Source organism: Streptomyces sp. Da 82-17, assembly GCF_046098215.1.
In the GTDB taxonomy this organism is placed as follows: domain Bacteria; phylum Actinomycetota; class Actinomycetes; order Streptomycetales; family Streptomycetaceae; genus Streptomyces.
On sequence record NZ_JBJURH010000012.1, the window covers coordinates 132,667 to 149,502 of the forward strand.

Annotated in this window: 14 protein-coding genes; 8 read left to right on the forward strand and 6 right to left on the reverse strand. The window is 75.1% G+C overall.

Going from position 1 to position 16,836, the window contains the following annotated elements:
• The 3 genes from ACIDOF_RS21605 to ACIDOF_RS21615 form a co-directional block, all read right to left on the reverse strand.
• Entirely contained in the window at positions 1-1,290 is a 1,290-nt protein-coding gene (locus ACIDOF_RS21605) for an amidohydrolase family protein (protein ID WP_409007627.1), read from the reverse strand.
• 29 nt (positions 1,291-1,319) lie between these two features.
• A complete protein-coding gene (locus ACIDOF_RS21610) occupies positions 1,320-2,504 on the reverse strand; it encodes an acetamidase/formamidase family protein (protein ID WP_409007628.1) in 1,185 nt (394 codons plus the stop codon).
• Positions 2,505-2,591: 87 nt separating this feature from the next.
• The gene (locus ACIDOF_RS21615) at positions 2,592-3,647 is read right to left on the reverse strand and encodes a carbamate kinase (protein ID WP_409007629.1); all 1,056 of its coding nucleotides are present in this window, start codon (positions 3,645-3,647) and stop codon (positions 2,592-2,594) included.
• A 705-nt stretch (positions 3,648-4,352) separates the two neighbouring features.
• On the opposite strand from ACIDOF_RS21615, the gene ACIDOF_RS21620 reads away from it, so the two are divergent.
• The gene (locus tag ACIDOF_RS21620; RefSeq protein ID WP_409007630.1) at positions 4,353-6,047 is read left to right on the forward strand and encodes a PucR family transcriptional regulator; all 1,695 of its coding nucleotides are present in this window, start codon (positions 4,353-4,355) and stop codon (positions 6,045-6,047) included.
• On the opposite strand, the gene ACIDOF_RS21625 is transcribed toward ACIDOF_RS21620, so the two are convergent.
• A complete protein-coding gene (locus ACIDOF_RS21625) occupies positions 6,028-7,440 on the reverse strand; it encodes a purine-cytosine permease family protein (RefSeq protein WP_409007631.1) in 1,413 nt (470 codons plus the stop codon). The two genes, ACIDOF_RS21620 and ACIDOF_RS21625, sit on opposite strands and share 20 nt — an antisense overlap.
• A 260-nt stretch (positions 7,441-7,700) precedes the next feature.
• Here ACIDOF_RS21625 and ACIDOF_RS21630 point away from each other — a divergent pair, with 260 nt between their 5' ends.
• From ACIDOF_RS21630 to ACIDOF_RS21650, 5 genes are all read left to right on the forward strand, one after another.
• Complete coding sequence (locus tag ACIDOF_RS21630; protein WP_409007632.1) at positions 7,701-9,311, forward strand: transcriptional regulator; 1,611 nt, start codon at positions 7,701-7,703, stop codon at positions 9,309-9,311.
• The gene (locus ACIDOF_RS21635; protein WP_409007633.1) at positions 9,308-10,939 is read left to right on the forward strand and encodes a DUF1116 domain-containing protein; all 1,632 of its coding nucleotides are present in this window, start codon (positions 9,308-9,310) and stop codon (positions 10,937-10,939) included. The genes ACIDOF_RS21630 and ACIDOF_RS21635 overlap by 4 nt, the downstream gene beginning before the upstream one ends.
• Positions 10,940-10,962: 23 nt before the next feature.
• Positions 10,963-11,844 (forward strand): DUF2877 domain-containing protein, encoded by an 882-nt coding sequence (locus ACIDOF_RS21640; protein WP_409007634.1) that lies wholly within the window; start codon positions 10,963-10,965, stop codon positions 11,842-11,844.
• A gap of 107 nt (positions 11,845-11,951) precedes the next feature.
• Positions 11,952-12,419: a peroxiredoxin gene (locus ACIDOF_RS21645; protein ID WP_409007635.1), complete on the forward strand. Its 468-nt coding sequence runs from the start codon at positions 11,952-11,954 to the stop codon at positions 12,417-12,419.
• An 8-nt stretch (positions 12,420-12,427) separates the two neighbouring features.
• Positions 12,428-12,988 carry a hypothetical protein gene (locus ACIDOF_RS21650; protein ID WP_409007636.1) on the forward strand — a complete coding sequence of 187 codons (561 nt, stop codon included), beginning with the start codon at positions 12,428-12,430 and terminating at the stop codon, positions 12,986-12,988.
• A gap of 51 nt (positions 12,989-13,039) precedes the next feature.
• Here ACIDOF_RS21650 and ACIDOF_RS21655 read toward each other — a convergent pair whose 3' ends face one another.
• Positions 13,040-13,645: a TetR/AcrR family transcriptional regulator gene (locus ACIDOF_RS21655; protein ID WP_409007637.1), complete on the reverse strand. Its 606-nt coding sequence runs from the start codon at positions 13,643-13,645 to the stop codon at positions 13,040-13,042.
• A 195-nt stretch (positions 13,646-13,840) separates the two neighbouring features.
• Between ACIDOF_RS21655 and ACIDOF_RS21660 the strand changes: the two genes are divergently transcribed.
• Positions 13,841-15,295 (forward strand): amidase, encoded by a 1,455-nt coding sequence (locus tag ACIDOF_RS21660; RefSeq protein ID WP_409007638.1) that lies wholly within the window; start codon positions 13,841-13,843, stop codon positions 15,293-15,295.
• An 11-nt stretch (positions 15,296-15,306) separates the two neighbouring features.
• Here the strand turns inward: ACIDOF_RS21660 and ACIDOF_RS21665 are convergent, their stop codons facing one another.
• Positions 15,307-16,065: a hypothetical protein gene (locus ACIDOF_RS21665; RefSeq protein ID WP_409007639.1), complete on the reverse strand. Its 759-nt coding sequence runs from the start codon at positions 16,063-16,065 to the stop codon at positions 15,307-15,309.
• A gap of 147 nt (positions 16,066-16,212) precedes the next feature.
• Here ACIDOF_RS21665 and ACIDOF_RS21670 point away from each other — a divergent pair, with 147 nt between their 5' ends.
• Positions 16,213-16,788: a dienelactone hydrolase family protein gene (locus ACIDOF_RS21670; protein WP_409007640.1), complete on the forward strand. Its 576-nt coding sequence runs from the start codon at positions 16,213-16,215 to the stop codon at positions 16,786-16,788.
• The last annotated feature ends 48 nt before the right edge of the window (positions 16,789-16,836 follow it).

The window sequence follows — 16,836 nt, forward strand, 5'->3', positions numbered from 1 at the left end:
TCACGCCACCTCCACGTCCACGGCAGGCGTGGCCGTCAGCTCGGTCGTACGGGTCGAACGGGCCACGATCCGCCCGGACTTGAGGACGGCCGTGCGGACCGGCCGCTCGAGGAGGACCGCGTCGTAGTCCTCGGTGTCGACGACGACCAGGTCGGCGACGGCGCCCACGTGCGTGCCGTAGTCCTCCTGCGCCAGGCCCACCACGCGGGCCGCGTCGTACGTGACCATGCGCAGCACCCGGCGCAGGTCGGCGGGGCCCGCGAGGTGGCCGAGCCGGGCGAGCAGCAACGCCGTCTCCAGGACGTCGCCGGTGCCGTACGGGGTGAACGCGTTGCGGACGTTGTTGCTGGAGCAGGCGGTGAGCACGCCCGCCTCCCACAGTTCCCGCACGGGCGCGAGGCCGCGGCGTACGGCGGTGGTGTCGCCGCGGCCGCCGAGGAACAGGTCGGTCGCGGGCAGCGGCACGACGGCGACCCCGGCCTCGGCGAGGGCCTTCAGGACCGCGCGGCGCTCGGCGGGCGGGCGGCCGCCGAGGGAGGTGGCGTGGCCGAGGGTGACCCGGCCGCCGAGCCCGCGCGCGGCGGTCTGCTCGGCGATGAACTCGGCGAGGGCGAACCGCGGATCGGAGCCGTCGTCTGCGAAGTCGGCGTGCAGATCGGCCGGTACGCCGTACTCGACGGCCAGGTCGAGGACGAGCTCCACATGCCGTCGGCACAGCTCGGCCGAGGTCTCGGCGTAGGTGCAGCCGCCTACCGCGTCCGCGCCCGCGGCGAGCGCCCGGTGCAGCAGCTGGACCGTGCCGGGCGCCTTGAGGATGCCCTCCTGCGGGAAGGCGACGACCTGAAGGGCGATCAACTCGGCCCAGCTTTCGCGGAGTTCGAGCATCACGTCGAGGCCGGTGAGTCCGGCGACCGGGTCGACGTCGGGGTGGGCGCGCAGGGTGGTGGTGCCGTGCGTGACGCACATGCGCAGCACCTGTTCGGCGCGGGCGCGCACCTCGTCGTGGGTGAAGCCCGCCTTCAGTTCGGCGGTGACGCGGATGGCGTCGGCGAGCGTCCCGGCGGGCTGCGGGTGGGTGAGGTCGAGGAGGGCCTTGTCGGGGTGCAGATGCGACTCGACGAAGCCGGGCAGGACGACGCGGCCCGCGCAGTCCAACTCCGCTGCCTCCAGCGGGTGTCGGCTGTGGTCGAGGCGGGGGCCGACGGCCTGGATGCGGCCGTCCCGGATCAGCACGTCGGCGGGGTCGGGCGCGTCTTCCAGGCGCGCGTTGCGCAACAGCAGAGCGGTCACGGTGGGTCTCCTTGCCTGCTGACGTGGCGTCAGAGGACGCCTGGGAAGTCCGACTTGCGGATCATGGCGTGCACGCCCTTCACGCTGTCGACGACCTGGGACACCTCGAAGTCGGTGGCGGCGCTGAGGTAGGCGTAGGCGGTGGCGCGGTCCATGCCGGTGCGGGCGGTGAGGAACGCGAGGGCGGAGCGCACGCACTGGCTCATCGCCTCGTTCAGGTCGGCGTCCAGGCCGATCGCGATCCAGTGGGTGCGGGTCTCCGCGAACGGCTCGCCGAGCAGGCCCGTGACGCGTCGGGCGGTGTCGCCCCGTACGAGGGAGAGGCGGACCGTGGCGCGGAGCGGGGCCTCCAGGGCGGTGAGCGCGACCTCGCCGTTGCCCTGCGCGAAGTGCGGGTCCCCGGCGTGGAATCCGGCGCCGTCGACCTGCACGGGCAGGTAGAGCGAGGAGCCGCAGGCCAGGTGCTTCACGTCGAGGTTGCCGCCGTGCCGGCCGGGCGGGACCGAGTGGACCGGCGCCTCGTCGGCACTGGCCACGCCCATGATCCCGACGAACGGGTCGAGCGGGAAGCGGGCCTTGGCCGTCGGGCCGTACCGCAGCAGTCCGAACTCGGCGCCGTCCGGCTGCCGTTCGACCGTGCAGAACGCGGTGACCGTGCCGGTCGGGGTGCGGCGGGTGTCCGGGTCGGTCAACTCGGCGCTGTCGTCGGGGAGTTCGCCGGGGAGGGCGCCGCGGCCGTGCCGGTTGGAGACGATGCCGTAGTGGGTGCGGCGGTACAGGGACAGCGTGTCGACGCGCAGCAGGTCGCCGGGCCGGGCGCCGCGCACCGCGACCGGGCCGGTGACGATGTGCGGGCCGAGCCGGTCGGCGGTGTCGCGGGCCAGGTCGGAGGCGGCGATGTCCCGTGCGTCGGCGAGGACGTGCCGCTCCGGCACCCCGTGGTCGGCGAAGAACGCGACGGGGTCGCGGCCCTGGTCGGGCAGGATCCCCTCGTGCGAGACCAGGTCGAGGGTGACGGTGTCCCCGTCGTCCACGGTGAGGACGGGCGCGCTCGACGCGTTCGGCAGCTCGCCCCAGCGGGCGGTGTCGACGGTCGTGCGCAGCTGGTGGCGTCCGTCGACGGGCAGGTCACCGGGGTCGGGCGCGTACGACGTGCCGTGGGCGTACGACGTGCCGTGCGCGGCGGCCACGGAGGGGGCGGCACTGTGAGGCATACGTGTCCTTCGGGTCGTCGGAGTACGGATGTCCAGCTGGACTGCTCGGGGTGCGGACGAGCCTGTACGGGGCCTGCTTCGGGGGTGTTACATGCCGGCGGCGGGTGTGTTCCGTACCGGGACGCGGGCCGGCGGGTGTGAACTGCCGTTCTGCCGGCCGGGATCGGGGCCCGGGACGATGCGGGTGCCAGAGTGGCCGAGCAGGGCGCGGTCGAGCGCTTCGGGCGACGTGACGAGGACGCTGCCGCCGCCCGCCGCGAGGAAGTCCAGGGCGGCGCGCACCTTCGGGCCCATGCTGCCCTCGGGGAACTGGCCGTCGGCGAGGTGGCGGCGGGCCTCGGCCAGGTCGAGGCGGGGCAGGGCGCGGGCGTGGGGCGTGCCCCAGTCCAGGCAGATGCGGTCCACTCCGGTGGTGACGATCAGCTCGTCGGCGCCGATGCCGGTGGCGAGGAGCGCGGAAGTGGCGTCCTTGTCGACGACGGCCTCCACGCCGTGCAACTGCCCGTCGGGCCCGACGGCCACGGGGATGCCGCCGCCCCCGCCCGCGACGACCACGTGTCCGGCGGCCAGGAGCGCGGCCACGGCGCCCAGTTCGACGATGCGCAGCGGGGCGGGCGAGGGTACGAGCCGCCGCCAGCCGCGGCCCGCGTCGTCGCCGACGGTCCAGCCGTGCCGGTCGGCGAGCCGCTGCGCCTCGGCGCGGGGCAGGTGGGCGCCGATGGGTTTGGTGGGGCGCGCGAACGCCGGGTCGGCGGTGTCGACGACGGTGTGCGTGAGGACGGCGACGGGCGGCGGGCCCGTGGCCGGGAGCGCGCCGGCCAGGGCGCGGGTGAGGATGCAGCCGATGCCGCCCTGCGTGTCCGCCACGCACAAGTCCAGCTCCGGGGAAGGCAGTTGGGGGTCGGCCTCGGCGGCGAGGTCGGCGCGCCGCTTGAGGAGGCCGACCTGCGGGCCGTTGCCGTGCGTGACCACGACACGGTGCCCGGCACGCACGAGCGCGGCCACCGGCCCGGCGAGCCGCCCGGCCGCCTCGTACTGCTCGGCGAACGTGGCGGGCCGCCCCTCACGCAGCAGCGCGTTGCCGCCGACGGCGAGCACGGTGAGCGGCGCGGAACAGACGGAAAGCGCAGGTCGTGGAGGCATGCCAGGACGATAGGAACGCGCCGGACCCCGGTCATGAGCACCCGATGCCAGCATGCACGCGAACGCGTTGACGCCTGCTGCCAGTGTCGACGGACGGGGTGGGGCGGGGCGGGGAGGTGTTGGGCGTACGCGAGCGCGTGGGGGGGGCGGGGCGGTCGGCGAGTAGGGGCCGCGCGGGCGATGGGCGCGCCCGGAGGCGGGACGTGGACTCCGAGCGCACGCGGTCGGGGCGCGGAAGCGCGGCCCACTCAGGGCGATCCGCTGCGAGCGGCGTCGCACGGCCGGGTTCCTCGCCCGAGCCCACAGCCCCGATCATGTCCGCGCCCGGAGGCGGGAGTTGGGCCCGGAGCACGCTGTCGGAGCACGGAGGGGCAGGCCCCCTCGGGGCGACAGGTCGTGGCGGGAGTTCGCCCGACCCGTTGGTCATGGTCGCGGGACGACGCCCAGGCAGCACGCCTGCCTGCCGACCGGCGGCCCAGCGCAGGAAGCTCCCCACAGAGCGCGCACGGACCACGCCCCGCCGCACGGCCGGGTTCCTCGGGCGAGCTCACCGCCCGGTCATGTTCGCGCCCGGCGGCCGGAGTCGGGCGTGCCGGCGCATGCCCGGCCGGAGTGGAACGGGGCCCAGGATTCCGCTCGCAAGTCGTATACAACATTCTGTCGGCAGCGTTTACAGCCCTCCGGGACCCGCCCATAGTGGGCGGCGTGGCCCGAGCAGCAGCGAACACCGCATACCGGTCGACAGCCGGCGAGGCGACCCTGACCGTCGCCCGCGCCCTGGAGCTGCCCGCGCTCAGCGGGGCGCGGCTCGTCGCGGGGCGGTCGGGGGCGCGGCGGGCGATCCGGGTCGCCAACATCATGGAAGTGCCGGACATCATCCGCTGGATGCGCGGCGGCGAGTTCCTGCTGACCACGGCGTACGCGGTCCGGGACGACGAGCGGGCGCTGACCGCGCTCGTGCCCGAGCTGTCCGGCCGGGGGCTCGCCGCGCTCGGCGTGAAGGTGGGCCCGTATCTGCCGATGCTGCCCGCGGCGATGCTGCGGTGTGCGGACGAACTCGGCTTCCCCATCGTGGAGTTGCCGGGCGAGGTGATGCTGAACGACATCCTGTCCGAGGTCATCGGCACAGTCCTGAACCGGCAGGCGCTCAGCCTGGAACGCTCGCAGGCCCTGCGGGACCGGCTCTCGCAGGCGGTGCTGCACGGCGGCGGCTACCGCGACCTGGTCGACGCGCTGTCCGCCGAGACCGCTGCCGCCGTGGCCGTACGGTCCGCCGACGGCACGGTCCTCGCCGCGGCGGGCGCGCCGCCCGAGGACACCGCGCCGGACGTGACCCGGCCGATCGCGGTGGGCGGCCGCCCCGGCGGCGAGGTCGCGCTGTGGGCGCGGGCGGGCCGGGCGGTGGACGAGGAGCAGATGCTCGCCGTGGAGCACGTGGCGAGCCTGGCCGCGATGCTGGCCGTGCAGGAGCGGGTGCTCGCCGAACGGGAGCGCCGCTACCGGACGTTGCTGCTCACCGAGCTGGTCTCGCACCCGCCGCGGGACCGGGCCGAGTCCGCCCGCCGGGCCGCCGCACTCGGCTGGGACCTGGAGCGTTCCCGCGCCGCCGTGGTGGTCGAGGTGGGCGGCGCCGACCCGGAGCACGGCGGCGTACGAGTGGCGCGCCTCGGCGCCGTACGAGCGGCGGGTCCCGATGGCCTACGAGAGGCGCGCCTCGGTGGCGTACCAGAAGCGAGCTCCGGCGGCGTACGCGTCACCGGCGGTCTCGACGGCGACGTACGCGTGCAGGAGGAGCGGCTGTTGTCGGCGGCGCGGACCGCGCTCGGCTCGCACACGCCGGCCTGGGGCACGCCCGGCGGCCTCACCGTCCTGGTGGAGCCCGGCCGTTCCCTCGCGGCGGCCTGCCGGGCCCTGCAGCGGGCGGTGCGCGCCGCATGCCCCGGGCGGCCGGTCGCGCTGGCCGCGGGCACGGTCCGGGACGACTTCGCCGAGCTGCACCTCAGCCACAGCGAGGCCCTGTCGACGCTCGCGCTCGGTCGTGAACTCGACGGCGTCCAGGGCTCGTTCGTACGGCTGCACGCGGAGAGCGGCGTGTACCGGCTGCTCGACCAGCTGCCCACCGCCGAGCTGCGGGCCCTCGTGGACGACGCGCTCGGGCCGCTGCTCGCGTACGACGCGGAGCACGACGGGGCGCTCGTGCACAGCCTGGCCGTGTATCTGCGGCACGACCGCAACGGCGTGGAGACCGCCGACGAGCTGCACATCCACTACAACACGCTGCGCTACCGGCTGAAGCAGATCGAGCGGCTGACCGGCGCACCGGACAAGGATCCGATGCGCCGGCTGCAGACCGAACTCGCCGTGCACGCCCACCGGTTGCTCAGCGCACGGGCGCGCTGACCTCGGCGGCGGCCGGTCCTTCCGCGCGTGCGCGGGCGCGGGCCGCGCGGAGCTGGGGCAGCGAGAACAGCACGTACAGGGCGGCCCCGGTGAGCGGGAGCGCGTGCCACAGCTCGTCGCCGAACCCGAACCCGAGGACCAGGTTGACGGCGAGGCCTGCCGCGAACGCCCACACGGCACGCCAGTTGACGGCGGCGACGGCGGCCTCCGACAGGTCGTAGCGGCCGCGCCGGAGCAGGAAGTAGTCGGCGACGAGGATGCCGGGGATCAGCGGGATCGCGTAGCCGAGGTAGCCGAGATACGTCAGGAACGCGTCGAGGATGCCCGCCGACAGGCCGTAGTACGCGAGCGCGCAGGCCAGCGTGCCGGCGATCACGTTGACGGCGATACGGGGCAGGTCGACGGCGGTGCGGCCGGCGAGACTGGCCGCGTACATGTTGTTGACCTCGTGCGGGAAGCCCTGCACGAAGATCGCGAAGGCGGCGAGCGCGCCGACGCCGACCGCGCCGAAGGCCGCGCCCATGTCGCCCATGCCGACGCCCAGTCCGAGCAGGATGCCGAGCAGGTTGAAGCCGAAGTTGCCGACCATGAACTCGGCGAGGGTGGTGGTCCAGACGGTCGCCGGGGACTTGCCGAAGCGGGTGATGTCGGGGGTGACGGTCGCGCCCGTCATCCACTTGTTCACCCCGAGCGCGAACATCGCGAGGGCCGTGGCCTCGCCCGCGCGGACCGGTTCGGCGCCGACGATCTCGCCGAGCCCGCCCGCGTGCTGCACGGCGGCGACGACGGCCACGACGACGGTGACCAGCATGAGCGGCACGCTGATCCGGCCGACCCAGGTCAGTCCCTTGCCGAAGCCGACGATGGACAGGGCGGTGTAGACGGCGCTGAGGACCACGCAGTACGCGAGGCCGAGCCACGGGTCGTCGCCGCCGGGCAGGACGCCGGCGGTGATGCCGGTGCTGTAGCCGACGAACCCGGCGGAGAGCAGCGCGATCACGAAGGACGGCAGTCGGCTGCCGCCCCGGCCGAAGGCCGCCTTCAGGCCGAGGGCGGTGGTGATGCGTTCGCGCTGCCCCATCAGTCCGCAGAGGATCGACACGGCGCTGACGACGACGGACGAGCCGAGGGCGATGGCGAGCGCCGTCCAGAACGGGAAGAACAGGCCGAGGGACATGCCGTAGAGCAGGTCGGTCGCGGAGACCGTGAAGCCCATGCGGACCAGCGTGATGGAGAGCGTGGAGCGGGACTCGCCGGGCGGGAGCCGGTCGGCGGCGAAGTCCTCGGTGGCCTCGGCGGCCCGCCGGGCCCGGGAGTTCGGCGGGCCGGAGGGGTGTGCACCGGCCAGGTCGTCGGGGCGTTCGGCGGGTGGGTCGGTGGGAGTGGTCGACATGCGCGGACACCTCTCGTGGTTCGTCGGCGACGGGATGGGGGTGCCGGCGGCGTGCGGGGGCCGGGGCGCGGTACGAGAAGGGGGCGCGGCGGCCCCGCCGGGGCGGGCGGGGCCGCCGACTCCCCTCTGTCACACGGGTGTTCAGGAGATCGTCGCCGCCTGCGTGACCCGGGTCACTGTCAGCCGGTGCCGGTGCTCGCCGGGCGTGGCTGGCACCGTTCGCCGAAGACCGGCCGAGGCGTGAACCGTACGGTCGGCCCATGGAGCGAACCCCTGACGAAACCGGCCCCCGGCCCACTGTCGGATCCGGTTCCGAACCTTCCGTCCTCAACTCCGTGCGCCCCGACACGTACGCCGACTCCGTCGCCCTGATGCGGGCGGCGCGGCACCTCGCAGAGCTGCCCGGCGTCGGCGCGGCCAGCCTGGTGATGGCCACCCCGGCGAATCTGCGGCAGCTCGCCGACGCCGGGCTGCTCACCGACGAGGGCCGCGCGGCCCGCCCGGGCGACCTGATCGTGGCGCTGCGCGGCGCCCCCGACGCGCTCGCGCCCGCCCTCGACGCGGTGAGCGGCCTGCTCGACCAGCCGGACCGCGGCGCCGGCGGCACGTCCCCGGCCGCAGGTGAGCCCGCGCCGCGTGCGCTCACCGAGGCGGACCCGCAGGCCGCGCTCGCGCTGATCTCCACGCCCGGCCCGTACGCGGGCGCCGAGGCCCTGAAGGCGCTGCGCTGCGGCCTGCACGCGTTCGTGTTCAGCGACAACGTCCCGCTCGCCCAGGAGGTCGCCGTCAAGCGGGAGGCGCACGCGCGCGGCCTGCTCGCGATGGGCCCGGACTGCGGCACGGCCCTGATCGACGGTGTTCCGCTCGGCTTCGCGAACGCGCTGCGGCCGGGCCGTACGGGCCTGATCGGCGCTTCCGGCACGGGACTTCAGCAGGTGTCGTGCCTCCTCGACGCGTGCGGCGAGGGCGTCCGCCAGATGATCGGCACGGGCGGGCGCGACCTGAGCGCGGAGGTCGGCGGGGTCACGACCCTCGACGCGTTCGAGCTGCTGGACGCCGACCCGGGCTGCGCGCTGAGCGTGCTGGTGTCGAAGCCGCCCGCGCCGGAGGTCGCCGAGCGGGTCCTGGAGCGGGCCCGGCGGTCGGCGAAGCCGGTGGTGGCGTGCTTCCTCGACGGGACGCGGCCGTACGCGTCGGGCCGCCTCACGGTCGTCGGCACGCTGCGGGACGCGGCGTACACGGCGGTACGGCTGCTCGGCGGGAAGGCGCCCGAACCGTTCGGCATGCCCGAACTCCCTTCGGCGGGCGGGCACTTGCTGCGGGCGCTCTACGCGGGCGGCACGTTCGCGTACGAGGCGCGGCAGTTGCTGCCGTCGGCGGTCACCGCGACGGAGAACGCCGCTGCGGGTGTCGACTCCGGTATCGACATCGCCCTGCCCGACCGGCACTTGATCCTCGACCTGGGCGACGACGCGTACACGGCGGGCCGACCGCACCCGATGATCGACCCGACCGTGCGCGCCGCCCACCTGCGGGCCGCGCTGCGCGATCCGCGGACCGCCGTGGTGGTCCTGGACGTGGTGCTCGGGCACGGGGCGGGCGCGGACCCGGTCGGGCCGCTCGCCGCCGAATTGGAGCGGGCGCCGGGCCGGGAGCGGCCGCACGTCGTGGCGTTCACCGTGGGCACGGACCGCGATCCGCAGGGCGCCTCGGAGCAGCGGGACCGGCTGCGGCGGGCGGGCGCGCTGCTCGCGCCGAACAGCACGGACGCCGCGCACGCCGCTGTGGCGCTGCTGCCGGAGCAGGCACCACGCGCGCGTGCAGCCGAACATCCGACGGCCGACCTGACCCCCGCGGGAGGACACGCATGAGCACAGTCCCGGTGAGCACGGAAACGGTCGGGGCGGGGCCTGTCGGAGCGGACCTCGTCGGAGCAGACCCCGTCGGAGCGGCCCCCGTCGGAGCGTTGCTCGGGGCGGCGCCCGCTCACCTCGCCGCCGTCGGCGTGCCGGACTTCGCCGACGTACCCCGCACGGCGGGCGCCGAGGTGACCGAGCTCGACTGGCGGCCGCCCGCGTCCGGTGAGCCGGAGCTCGCGTGGAAGCTCGCCGAACTCACCGCGCACGCGCGCGTGGAGGCCGCCAACGCCGAGGCGGTGTCCCGGCTGCTCGCCGTCCGGCCGGTGTGGCGGGACGTGCTGCCCGCGCGGGAGGCGCTGCCCGTACTGGACGACCGGGCGAGCGGCCGGCGGCTGCTGCTGCACGCGGGGCCGCCGATCGCGTGGGAGCGGATGTGCGGGCCGATGCGGGCGGGGGTCGTCGGGGCCGCGCTCCTCGAAGGCTGGGCGGACACCCCTCGGGAGGCCGAACGGCTCGCGGACGCGGGGGCGTTCGCCTTCGAGCCGTGCCACCACCATGACGCGGTCGGGCCGATGGGCGGGATCATCTCGCCGTCGATGCCGCTCATCGCCGTGGAGGACCCGGCGACCGGCCGCCGCTCCTACTCCAACCTCAACGAGGGAGCGGGCCGCTGCCTGCGGTACGGGGCCCTCGGCGACGACGTGATGGAGCGGCTCCGCTGGATGGGCGCCACCCTCGCGCCCGCCCTGCACGAGGCGCTCGCGGCCCGGCCGGACGGGGTCGACCTGCGCGCGGTCACCGCCCAGGCGCTGCAGATGGGCGACGAGTGCCACAGCCGCAACACGGCCGCGTCGATGCTGCTCCTGCGCGAGCTTGCCGCGCCGCTCTCCCGTACGCCGGACGGGCCCGAGGTCATCGACTTCCTGGCCGACAACCACTACTGGTTCCTCAACTTCTCGATGGCGGCGGCGAAACTCGCCACGTCGGCGGCGGCGGGCGTGCCCGACTCGACGCTCGTCACGGCCTTCGCGCGCAACGGCGTCGAGGTCGGCATCCGCGTCAGCGGCCTCGGCGACACCTGGTTCACCGCCCCGGCGACCCGCATCCGCGGCATGTACTTCGCCGGGTACGGGCCGGACGACGCCAACCCGGACATCGGCGACAGCGCGATCGCGGAGACGTACGGGCTCGGCGGCTTCTCGCTCGCGGCGGCGCCGGCGATCACCGGGTTCGTCGGCGGCACGGTCGAGGAGGCGCTGCGGATCAGCCGGGACATGGCCCGCATCACGCTGACCCGGCACGAGGCGTACCGGCTCCCGATGCTCGGCGGCGTCGGCGCGCCGGTCGGCATCGACCTGCGCGCGGTCCTCGACACGGGCATCGTCCCGATCGTCACGACGGGCATCTCCCACCGCGAACCGGGCATCGGCCAGATCGGCGCGGGCCTCACCCACGCCCCGATGGAGTGCTTCCGTAAGGCACTTGAGGCGTTTCCGGTACCGGGGGACGCGGTTCCGGTGCCGGGGGCCGCGGTTCCGGCGTCGGTGGATGCCGTTCCGGTACCGGGGGACGCGGTTCCTGTCGTACCTGCGGCTCCGGGCGTGCCTGGGTCGCCCTCGCGTCCCGATGCGGGCGCGTGAGTCCCGCGGCCGCGCGTTGTGCGGTGTCCACCCTCGCCGCCGCCGTCGTGCTGGGGCCGCCACGGCCCGTCCGGGTCGTCGCCGCCACGCGTGGTGCGCTGTATCTGCTCGTGCGGGGCAGTCGCGCGCCGTTCGCGTTGGTGGCGGCCGACGCGGTACGGGTGCCGGCCGCCGTCGTCCTGCCGCCGGGCGCGGGCGCCGAGCCCTTCGCGGGGCTCGCCGTCGACCGGTACGGCCGGGTCGGCGGCGGCCGGATCGCCGTCGGGCCGCTGCGCCTGACGGCGGGGGTGTCCTGGGCGCCGCCCCGCGCCCAGGACACCCCGCGGGGGCCGGCCGCCCTGGCCGCCCTGGCCCGCCTGCCCCCGCCGCGCGCCCTCCCGCCGGAGGTCCGCACTCCGGCCGCCGCTCTGACGCGGGCCCTCGCAGCGTGCACCCCCGCCTCGGGTGAACTGCCGCCCGCCGCAAGGGAGTCGGCCGTCCGCGCGGCGGCGTACCGGCTCCTCGGCCTCGGGCCCGGGCTGACGCCGTCCGGGGACGACTTCCTGTGCGGGCTGCTCCTCGCGGCCCACGTCGCGCCCGCCCCGCCGCCCTGGCTGGCGCCGCTGGCCCGGCTCGCGCGGGACGCCGAGGGCCGTACGTCCCTGGTGTCCGCATCCCTGCTCCGGCACGCGGCCGACGGGCACTGCGTCGCACAGGCCGCCCGCGTCCTCCGCGCCGCCGGGGCCGGGGACGACCTCGCTCCCCCGCTGAACGCCCTGCTCGCCGTCGGCCACAGCTCGGGCGGCGACCTGCTGCACGGCATGTGCGCGGGAGCACGCGTGCTGACGGGTCAGCCATGCCCCGGGCGCACGGTGGAGGGCAGCCCGCTGGACGGCCCCGTCCGGCGCCCCGATACCCTCCGGTAGCAACGCGGTGGAGCGCCCGCCCGCCGCCGTACCCCTGCCGGAGGCCACGTGCGTACGCCCCGAACTCCCGTCAGCAGCCCCGCCCTTCGGCTCCCGGAGCGTGCCGCATGAGCGGGCCGCGCGTCGAAGTGGGCGCCGTCGTCGAGGACTTCACGCTCCCCGACGAGCAGGGCCGCCCGACCTCCCTCACCGGTCTGCTCGCCGAGGGCCCGGTGGTGCTGTTCTTCTACCCGGCCGCGCTCACCCCCGGCTGCACCGCCGAGGCCTGCCATTTCCGTGATCTGGCAGCCGAGTTCGCGGCCGTGGGCGCCAAGCCGGTCGGCATCAGCTCCGACGGGGTGGACCGGCAGCAGGAGTTCGCCGAGAAGCACTCCCTCGGCTTCCCGCTCCTCTCGGACCCGGAGGGCGTCGTACGGTCCCGGTTCGGCGTGGCCCGCGGTTTCGCCGTACTCCCGACGAAGCGGGCGACGTTCGTGATCGGCACCGACCGCCGCGTCGTCGAGGTCGTCCGCAGCGAGCTCCGCATGAACGCCCACGCGGACCGCGCCCTCGCGGCCGTACGGGCCCTGGGCTGAGGTCGGACATGGGGAGCACGCACACGTCCACGGCCATTCCCGCGCCCGCCGACTGGCGTGAACTTTTCTCCGACTGGGACTCGATCCGGCAGGGCTACCCCTACGTGGACGAGGACGAGGCGGTGCGCGACTGCGTCCGTCGGCTCGGCGCCGCGGAGCCGGATCTCGTGCCGTTCTGGACCCTGGGCCTGCTGATGCTCGCCCCGCAGGTGGCCTTCGGCGGCCCCGGCCCGGGCGTGGAGGACGAGTTCGTCGCCGCACTGCGCCCCCTCGCCCACAGGGACGACGACGGAAGCTGTACGCACGGCTGGCATCCCTACGACATCGACGTGGACGAGCTGCTCGAACAGCTTCCCGAGATCCTGGAGGCGCTGACCTCGCCGCCGCCTCTCGACGGCCTGCTGCCCCGGGAGCTGGTTCCCGAGCGCTGCCTGGAGGAAGGCGCGGACGGGGAGAGCGAGCCGGTGAGCCTCTCCGCGCCCGACCTGCTCGCCCGCTGGCAGTGTCCTCGTACCGCGCCGGGATTCGCCCGCGCCGCCCTCGACTACGTGTTCGCGACCGTCGACTGAGGCCGCGCCCGCGCCGGGCGGAGGCCGACGTCCGTCCCGTACCCGGCGCTGTCAGCGCGACGGCCGCCGCCACAGCGCGTCGAGGTGGGCGTCCAGGACGGCGTGGGCCTCCGCCGGGGTGAGGTGGCCGATGAGGACGTGCGCGGTCAGGCCGTCCGTCAGGGCGAGCAGCGCGCGGGCGGCACGGTCGGCGTCCCTGACCTCATCGGCCTCTGCCGGGCCGGACGCCTCCGCGATGAGGCGCGTGAACAGGTCCTGCAGTGCCGCGTAGTTGGCGCGCAGCGTCGCCGCGAGGGGCTCGCTGACGGCGGCCTGCGCGACGAACGCGAGCCACACCCGCGCCTCCGTACGGTGCTCCGGCCGCAGCAGCGCGACCTCCGTCGCCGCGTACCCGAGGGCCGTGCCCGCCGACTGGGCGGGGCTGCTGCGGAGCCGGGCCTGTACGCGTTCGGTGATGCGCTCGCCGACGTGCCCGAGCGTGAAGGCGAGCATCTCGTCCTTCGTACGGAAACAGCGCTGCACCGCGCCCATCGAGACCTGCGCGCGGTCGGCCACGTCCCGCAGCGTCACGCCCTCCAGGCCGCGTTCGTCGGCGAGCAGGCAGACGGCCTCGGCGATCTGCCTGCGGCGGCCCTCGTGGTCCACCTGCTTGGGCATGTGCGCTCCCTTTTTCTCGACCTGCCGCTGCTCTCGGCTTCCCGGCTCTTCCCCGGCATGCCGGTTTCTTCCCGGCTTCCCGCTGTCCCACGGCTTGCCGCCGCTGCCGCGAAGTTTATTCGATGCAGTCGTATCGGTTCACCCGCTACAGTTTCCGATGCAAGCGCATCGGAACGAGATTCGGGTGAGGTCCCCATGCACAGCACCAGCAGCGCCGAGCCGTCGAGCGAGCCCCTGTGGCGGCTGACGGCCACGGCACAGGCGGCGGCCGTACGCGAAGGACGCGTCGGCGCCGTCGAGTTGATCGACAGCCACCTGGAGCGGATCGCCGCGGCCGACCCGCAGGTCAACGCAGTGACCCAGCTCCTCGCCGAGCAGGCCCGGGCGTCCGCGGCCGAGCTCGACCGGCGCCGGGCGGCGGGCGAGGAGCTCGGGCCGCTGGCGGGCGTGCCGTTCACGGTCAAGGAGACGACGGCCGTCGAGGGCGTCCCCACGACGTACGGGACGCCCCGCTTCCGCGAGCTCGTGGCGCCCGCCGACGCTCCCCCGGTGGCCCGGCTGCGCGCGGCGGGAGCGATCCCGATCGGGCACAGCAACATGCCGACGCTGATCCTCGCGGGCATGCATCCGCGCAGCGAGCTGTTCGGCGAGACGCTCAGCCCGTGGGACCCCGAGGTCACGCCCGGCGGCACCAGCGGCGGGGACGGTGTGGCCGTCGCCACCGGCATGGCCGCCCTCGGCCTCGGCAACGACTCCGGCGGCTCGATCCGCATCCCCGCCCAGTTCTGCGGGGTCGCCGGGCTCAAGCCGACCACGGGACGCTTCCCCGCCGACCACCGCATGGTCGGCCCCGACGACCCGGGCCCGGCCTCGCAGCAGCTCGTCGTCGACGGCCCGCTCGCCCGCACGGTGCGCGACCTGCGCGCCGCGTACGAGGTCCTCGCCGGGGCCGACCCGCGGGATCCGCGCGCGCTGCCCGTGCCCGCGTACGGTCCGGCGCTGCCCGGCCCGGTCAAGGTGGCCGTCGTCGCCGACCCCGGCGGGCAGGGCGTGCACCCGGCGGTCCGGGGCGCGGTGGAGAGCGCGGCCCTCGCGCTGCGGGACGCCGGGTACGACGTCCGGGAGGTCGACGACGTGCCACGCCTGGACGAGGCGCTCGACGCGTACGGCCGGATCACGCTCACCGAGTTCTCCGCCGCCTGGCCGGTGGTGCGGACGCTGCTCGGCGACGGCGGCGACCGCTACATCCAGCTGGCGATGGACCGCACCGAGCCGGCGAGCGTCCCGGAGTTCATGAAGCTGATGGGCACGTGGCTGAACATCCGGCGCAGTTGGGCCGAGTTCCTCGACACGTACCCGCTGCTGCTCGGCCCCGTCTTCACCGAGCCGCCGGTCGAGCCGGGCCTGGAGTCGCGGGACGCGGACGGGCGGGACCGGGTGGCGCGGGGCATGCGGCTGTGCACGGCGACCAGTTTCGTCGGCGTGCCGGGCGTGGCCGTGCCGACCGGGGTCGTCGACGGGCTCCCGGCGGGCGTGCAGATCGTGGGGCGGGCGTTCCGCGAGGACCTGTGCCTGGACGCGGCGCAGGCGATCGAGGACCGGCTCGGCGTGCTCACGCCGCTCGACCCGCGTACGTCCAGGGCGCGTTGACCCCGTACCGGTCAGTGGCCGCCGGACAGCTCCTCGCGGGAGGCGACCGCGCTGTCCGGGAGGATGAGGAACTCCCGGTCGCGGGCCGTCAGCACCTTCAGGAAGCCGGGCTCGGCCTGCATCACGTACCCACGGAGGGCCTCGCCGCCGCGCAGTTCGATGCGTTCCAGCGGCACCCACGGCGTTCTGACCGTCGCCGCGCCGACCAGCAGCGCGGCGAGGACGAGCACGCCGAGGTGCCGCGTCGACCAGAGGGCGGCGCGGCGGAGTCTGCCGCCCGCGCGGAGCCCGTACCCGATGCCCAGGTACAGGGCGCACACCGCCGCCACGACGGGCGGCAGCCACCAGGCGTGGAACGAGACCGTGTACGCGCCGACGGCGACCAGCGCGATCACCAGGAGCACCATCCCCGCCAGGTCGTGGTGCACGTGCAACGGTCTTCTCCGCGCGCCCTGTCGGGTCCTGCGCGACTTGTGGTACGCCACCGCGAGGCGCAGCACGGCGACGGGCACGAGCAGGGCCAGGAACACGGTCGAGGCGAGCGAGTCGGCCATGACCGTGCCGAGGACCAGGCCGACGCTGTCGCTCAGATCGATCGTGTGCAGGACGGCGAAGGCGGTGTGCCAGTCGTAGTGCGAGACGGCGAAGAGCCGCAGGATCAGGAAGAGGGCGGCGGCGGTCGCCACGGTCAGTCCCGTGCCGCTCCCCCGCTCGCTCTCGTCCTGCTGCCGTTCGTCCGTTCCGGCCCCGCCGGTCGCGTCAAGTGCCATGCCCTCAACATCACATGAGCCTCTGACACACCACATACGGACACGCCTGCCGGTGTGGCGCGGCACCACAGACGGGGCGAGTGTCAGTGGGGGCGTCGACACTTGTCGTCACGGGGCCGATCCGGCTCGCGACGAAGGGAGTTCGGCATGTCCGAGGTGCTGCTGTTCCACCATGCGCAAGGCCTGACCGAGGGCGTGCGCGCCTTCGCCGACGAGCTGCGGAAGGCCGGTCACACCGTGCATGTGCCCGATCTGTACGAGGGCAGAGTGTTCGGCACTCCGGCCGAGGGCGTCGCGCATGCCGAGGAGACCGGGTTCGGCACGATCCTGGAGCGGGGCACGGCCGCCGCCGAAGGGCTGCCCGCCGGGCCGGTGCTCGCCGGGTTCTCGCTCGGGGTGCTGCCCGCGCAGCGGTTGGCGCAGACACGTCCGGGGGCGAAGGGTGCGCTGCTGTGCCACGCGTGCGTCCCCGAGGCAGAGTTCGGCGGCTGGCCGCCGGCCGTTCCGGTGCAGATCCACGGCATGGACGCCGACCCGGTGTTCACCGCCGAGGGCGACCTCGACGCGGCCCGCGCGCTCACGGCGTCGGCCCCGGACGCGGAGCTGTTCCTTTACCCGGGCACGGGGCACTTGTTCGCGGACAGCACGCTGCCCGAGTACGACGAGGAAGCGGCGGTGCTGCTGACGCGGCGGGCGGTGGAGTTCCTGGCGAGAGTCGGCTGACGCTGAGCCTCACCTCGCCGGAGCGGAGCTCGGGGCTCGGAGCTCGGA

Excerpts from the sequence above, each read along its gene's own strand:
- ACIDOF_RS21610 (WP_409007628.1), bottom strand. The coding sequence starts at position 2,504 with ATGCCTCACAGTGCCGCCCCCTCCGTGGCCGCCGCGCACGGCACGTCG.
- ACIDOF_RS21615 (WP_409007629.1), bottom strand. The coding sequence starts at position 3,647 with ATGCCTCCACGACCTGCGCTTTCCGTCTGTTCCGCGCCGCTCACCGTG.
- ACIDOF_RS21625 (WP_409007631.1), bottom strand. The coding sequence starts at position 7,440 with ATGTCGACCACTCCCACCGACCCACCCGCCGAACGCCCCGACGACCTG.
- ACIDOF_RS21630 (WP_409007632.1), top strand. The coding sequence starts at position 7,701 with ATGGAGCGAACCCCTGACGAAACCGGCCCCCGGCCCACTGTCGGATCC.
- ACIDOF_RS21635 (WP_409007633.1), top strand. The coding sequence starts at position 9,308 with ATGAGCACAGTCCCGGTGAGCACGGAAACGGTCGGGGCGGGGCCTGTC.
- ACIDOF_RS21645 (WP_409007635.1), top strand. The coding sequence starts at position 11,952 with ATGAGCGGGCCGCGCGTCGAAGTGGGCGCCGTCGTCGAGGACTTCACG.
- ACIDOF_RS21650 (WP_409007636.1), top strand. The coding sequence starts at position 12,428 with ATGGGGAGCACGCACACGTCCACGGCCATTCCCGCGCCCGCCGACTGG.
- ACIDOF_RS21655 (WP_409007637.1), bottom strand. The coding sequence starts at position 13,645 with ATGCCCAAGCAGGTGGACCACGAGGGCCGCCGCAGGCAGATCGCCGAG.
- ACIDOF_RS21660 (WP_409007638.1), top strand. The coding sequence starts at position 13,841 with ATGCACAGCACCAGCAGCGCCGAGCCGTCGAGCGAGCCCCTGTGGCGG.
- ACIDOF_RS21665 (WP_409007639.1), bottom strand. The coding sequence starts at position 16,065 with ATGGCACTTGACGCGACCGGCGGGGCCGGAACGGACGAACGGCAGCAG.
- ACIDOF_RS21670 (WP_409007640.1), top strand. The coding sequence starts at position 16,213 with ATGTCCGAGGTGCTGCTGTTCCACCATGCGCAAGGCCTGACCGAGGGC.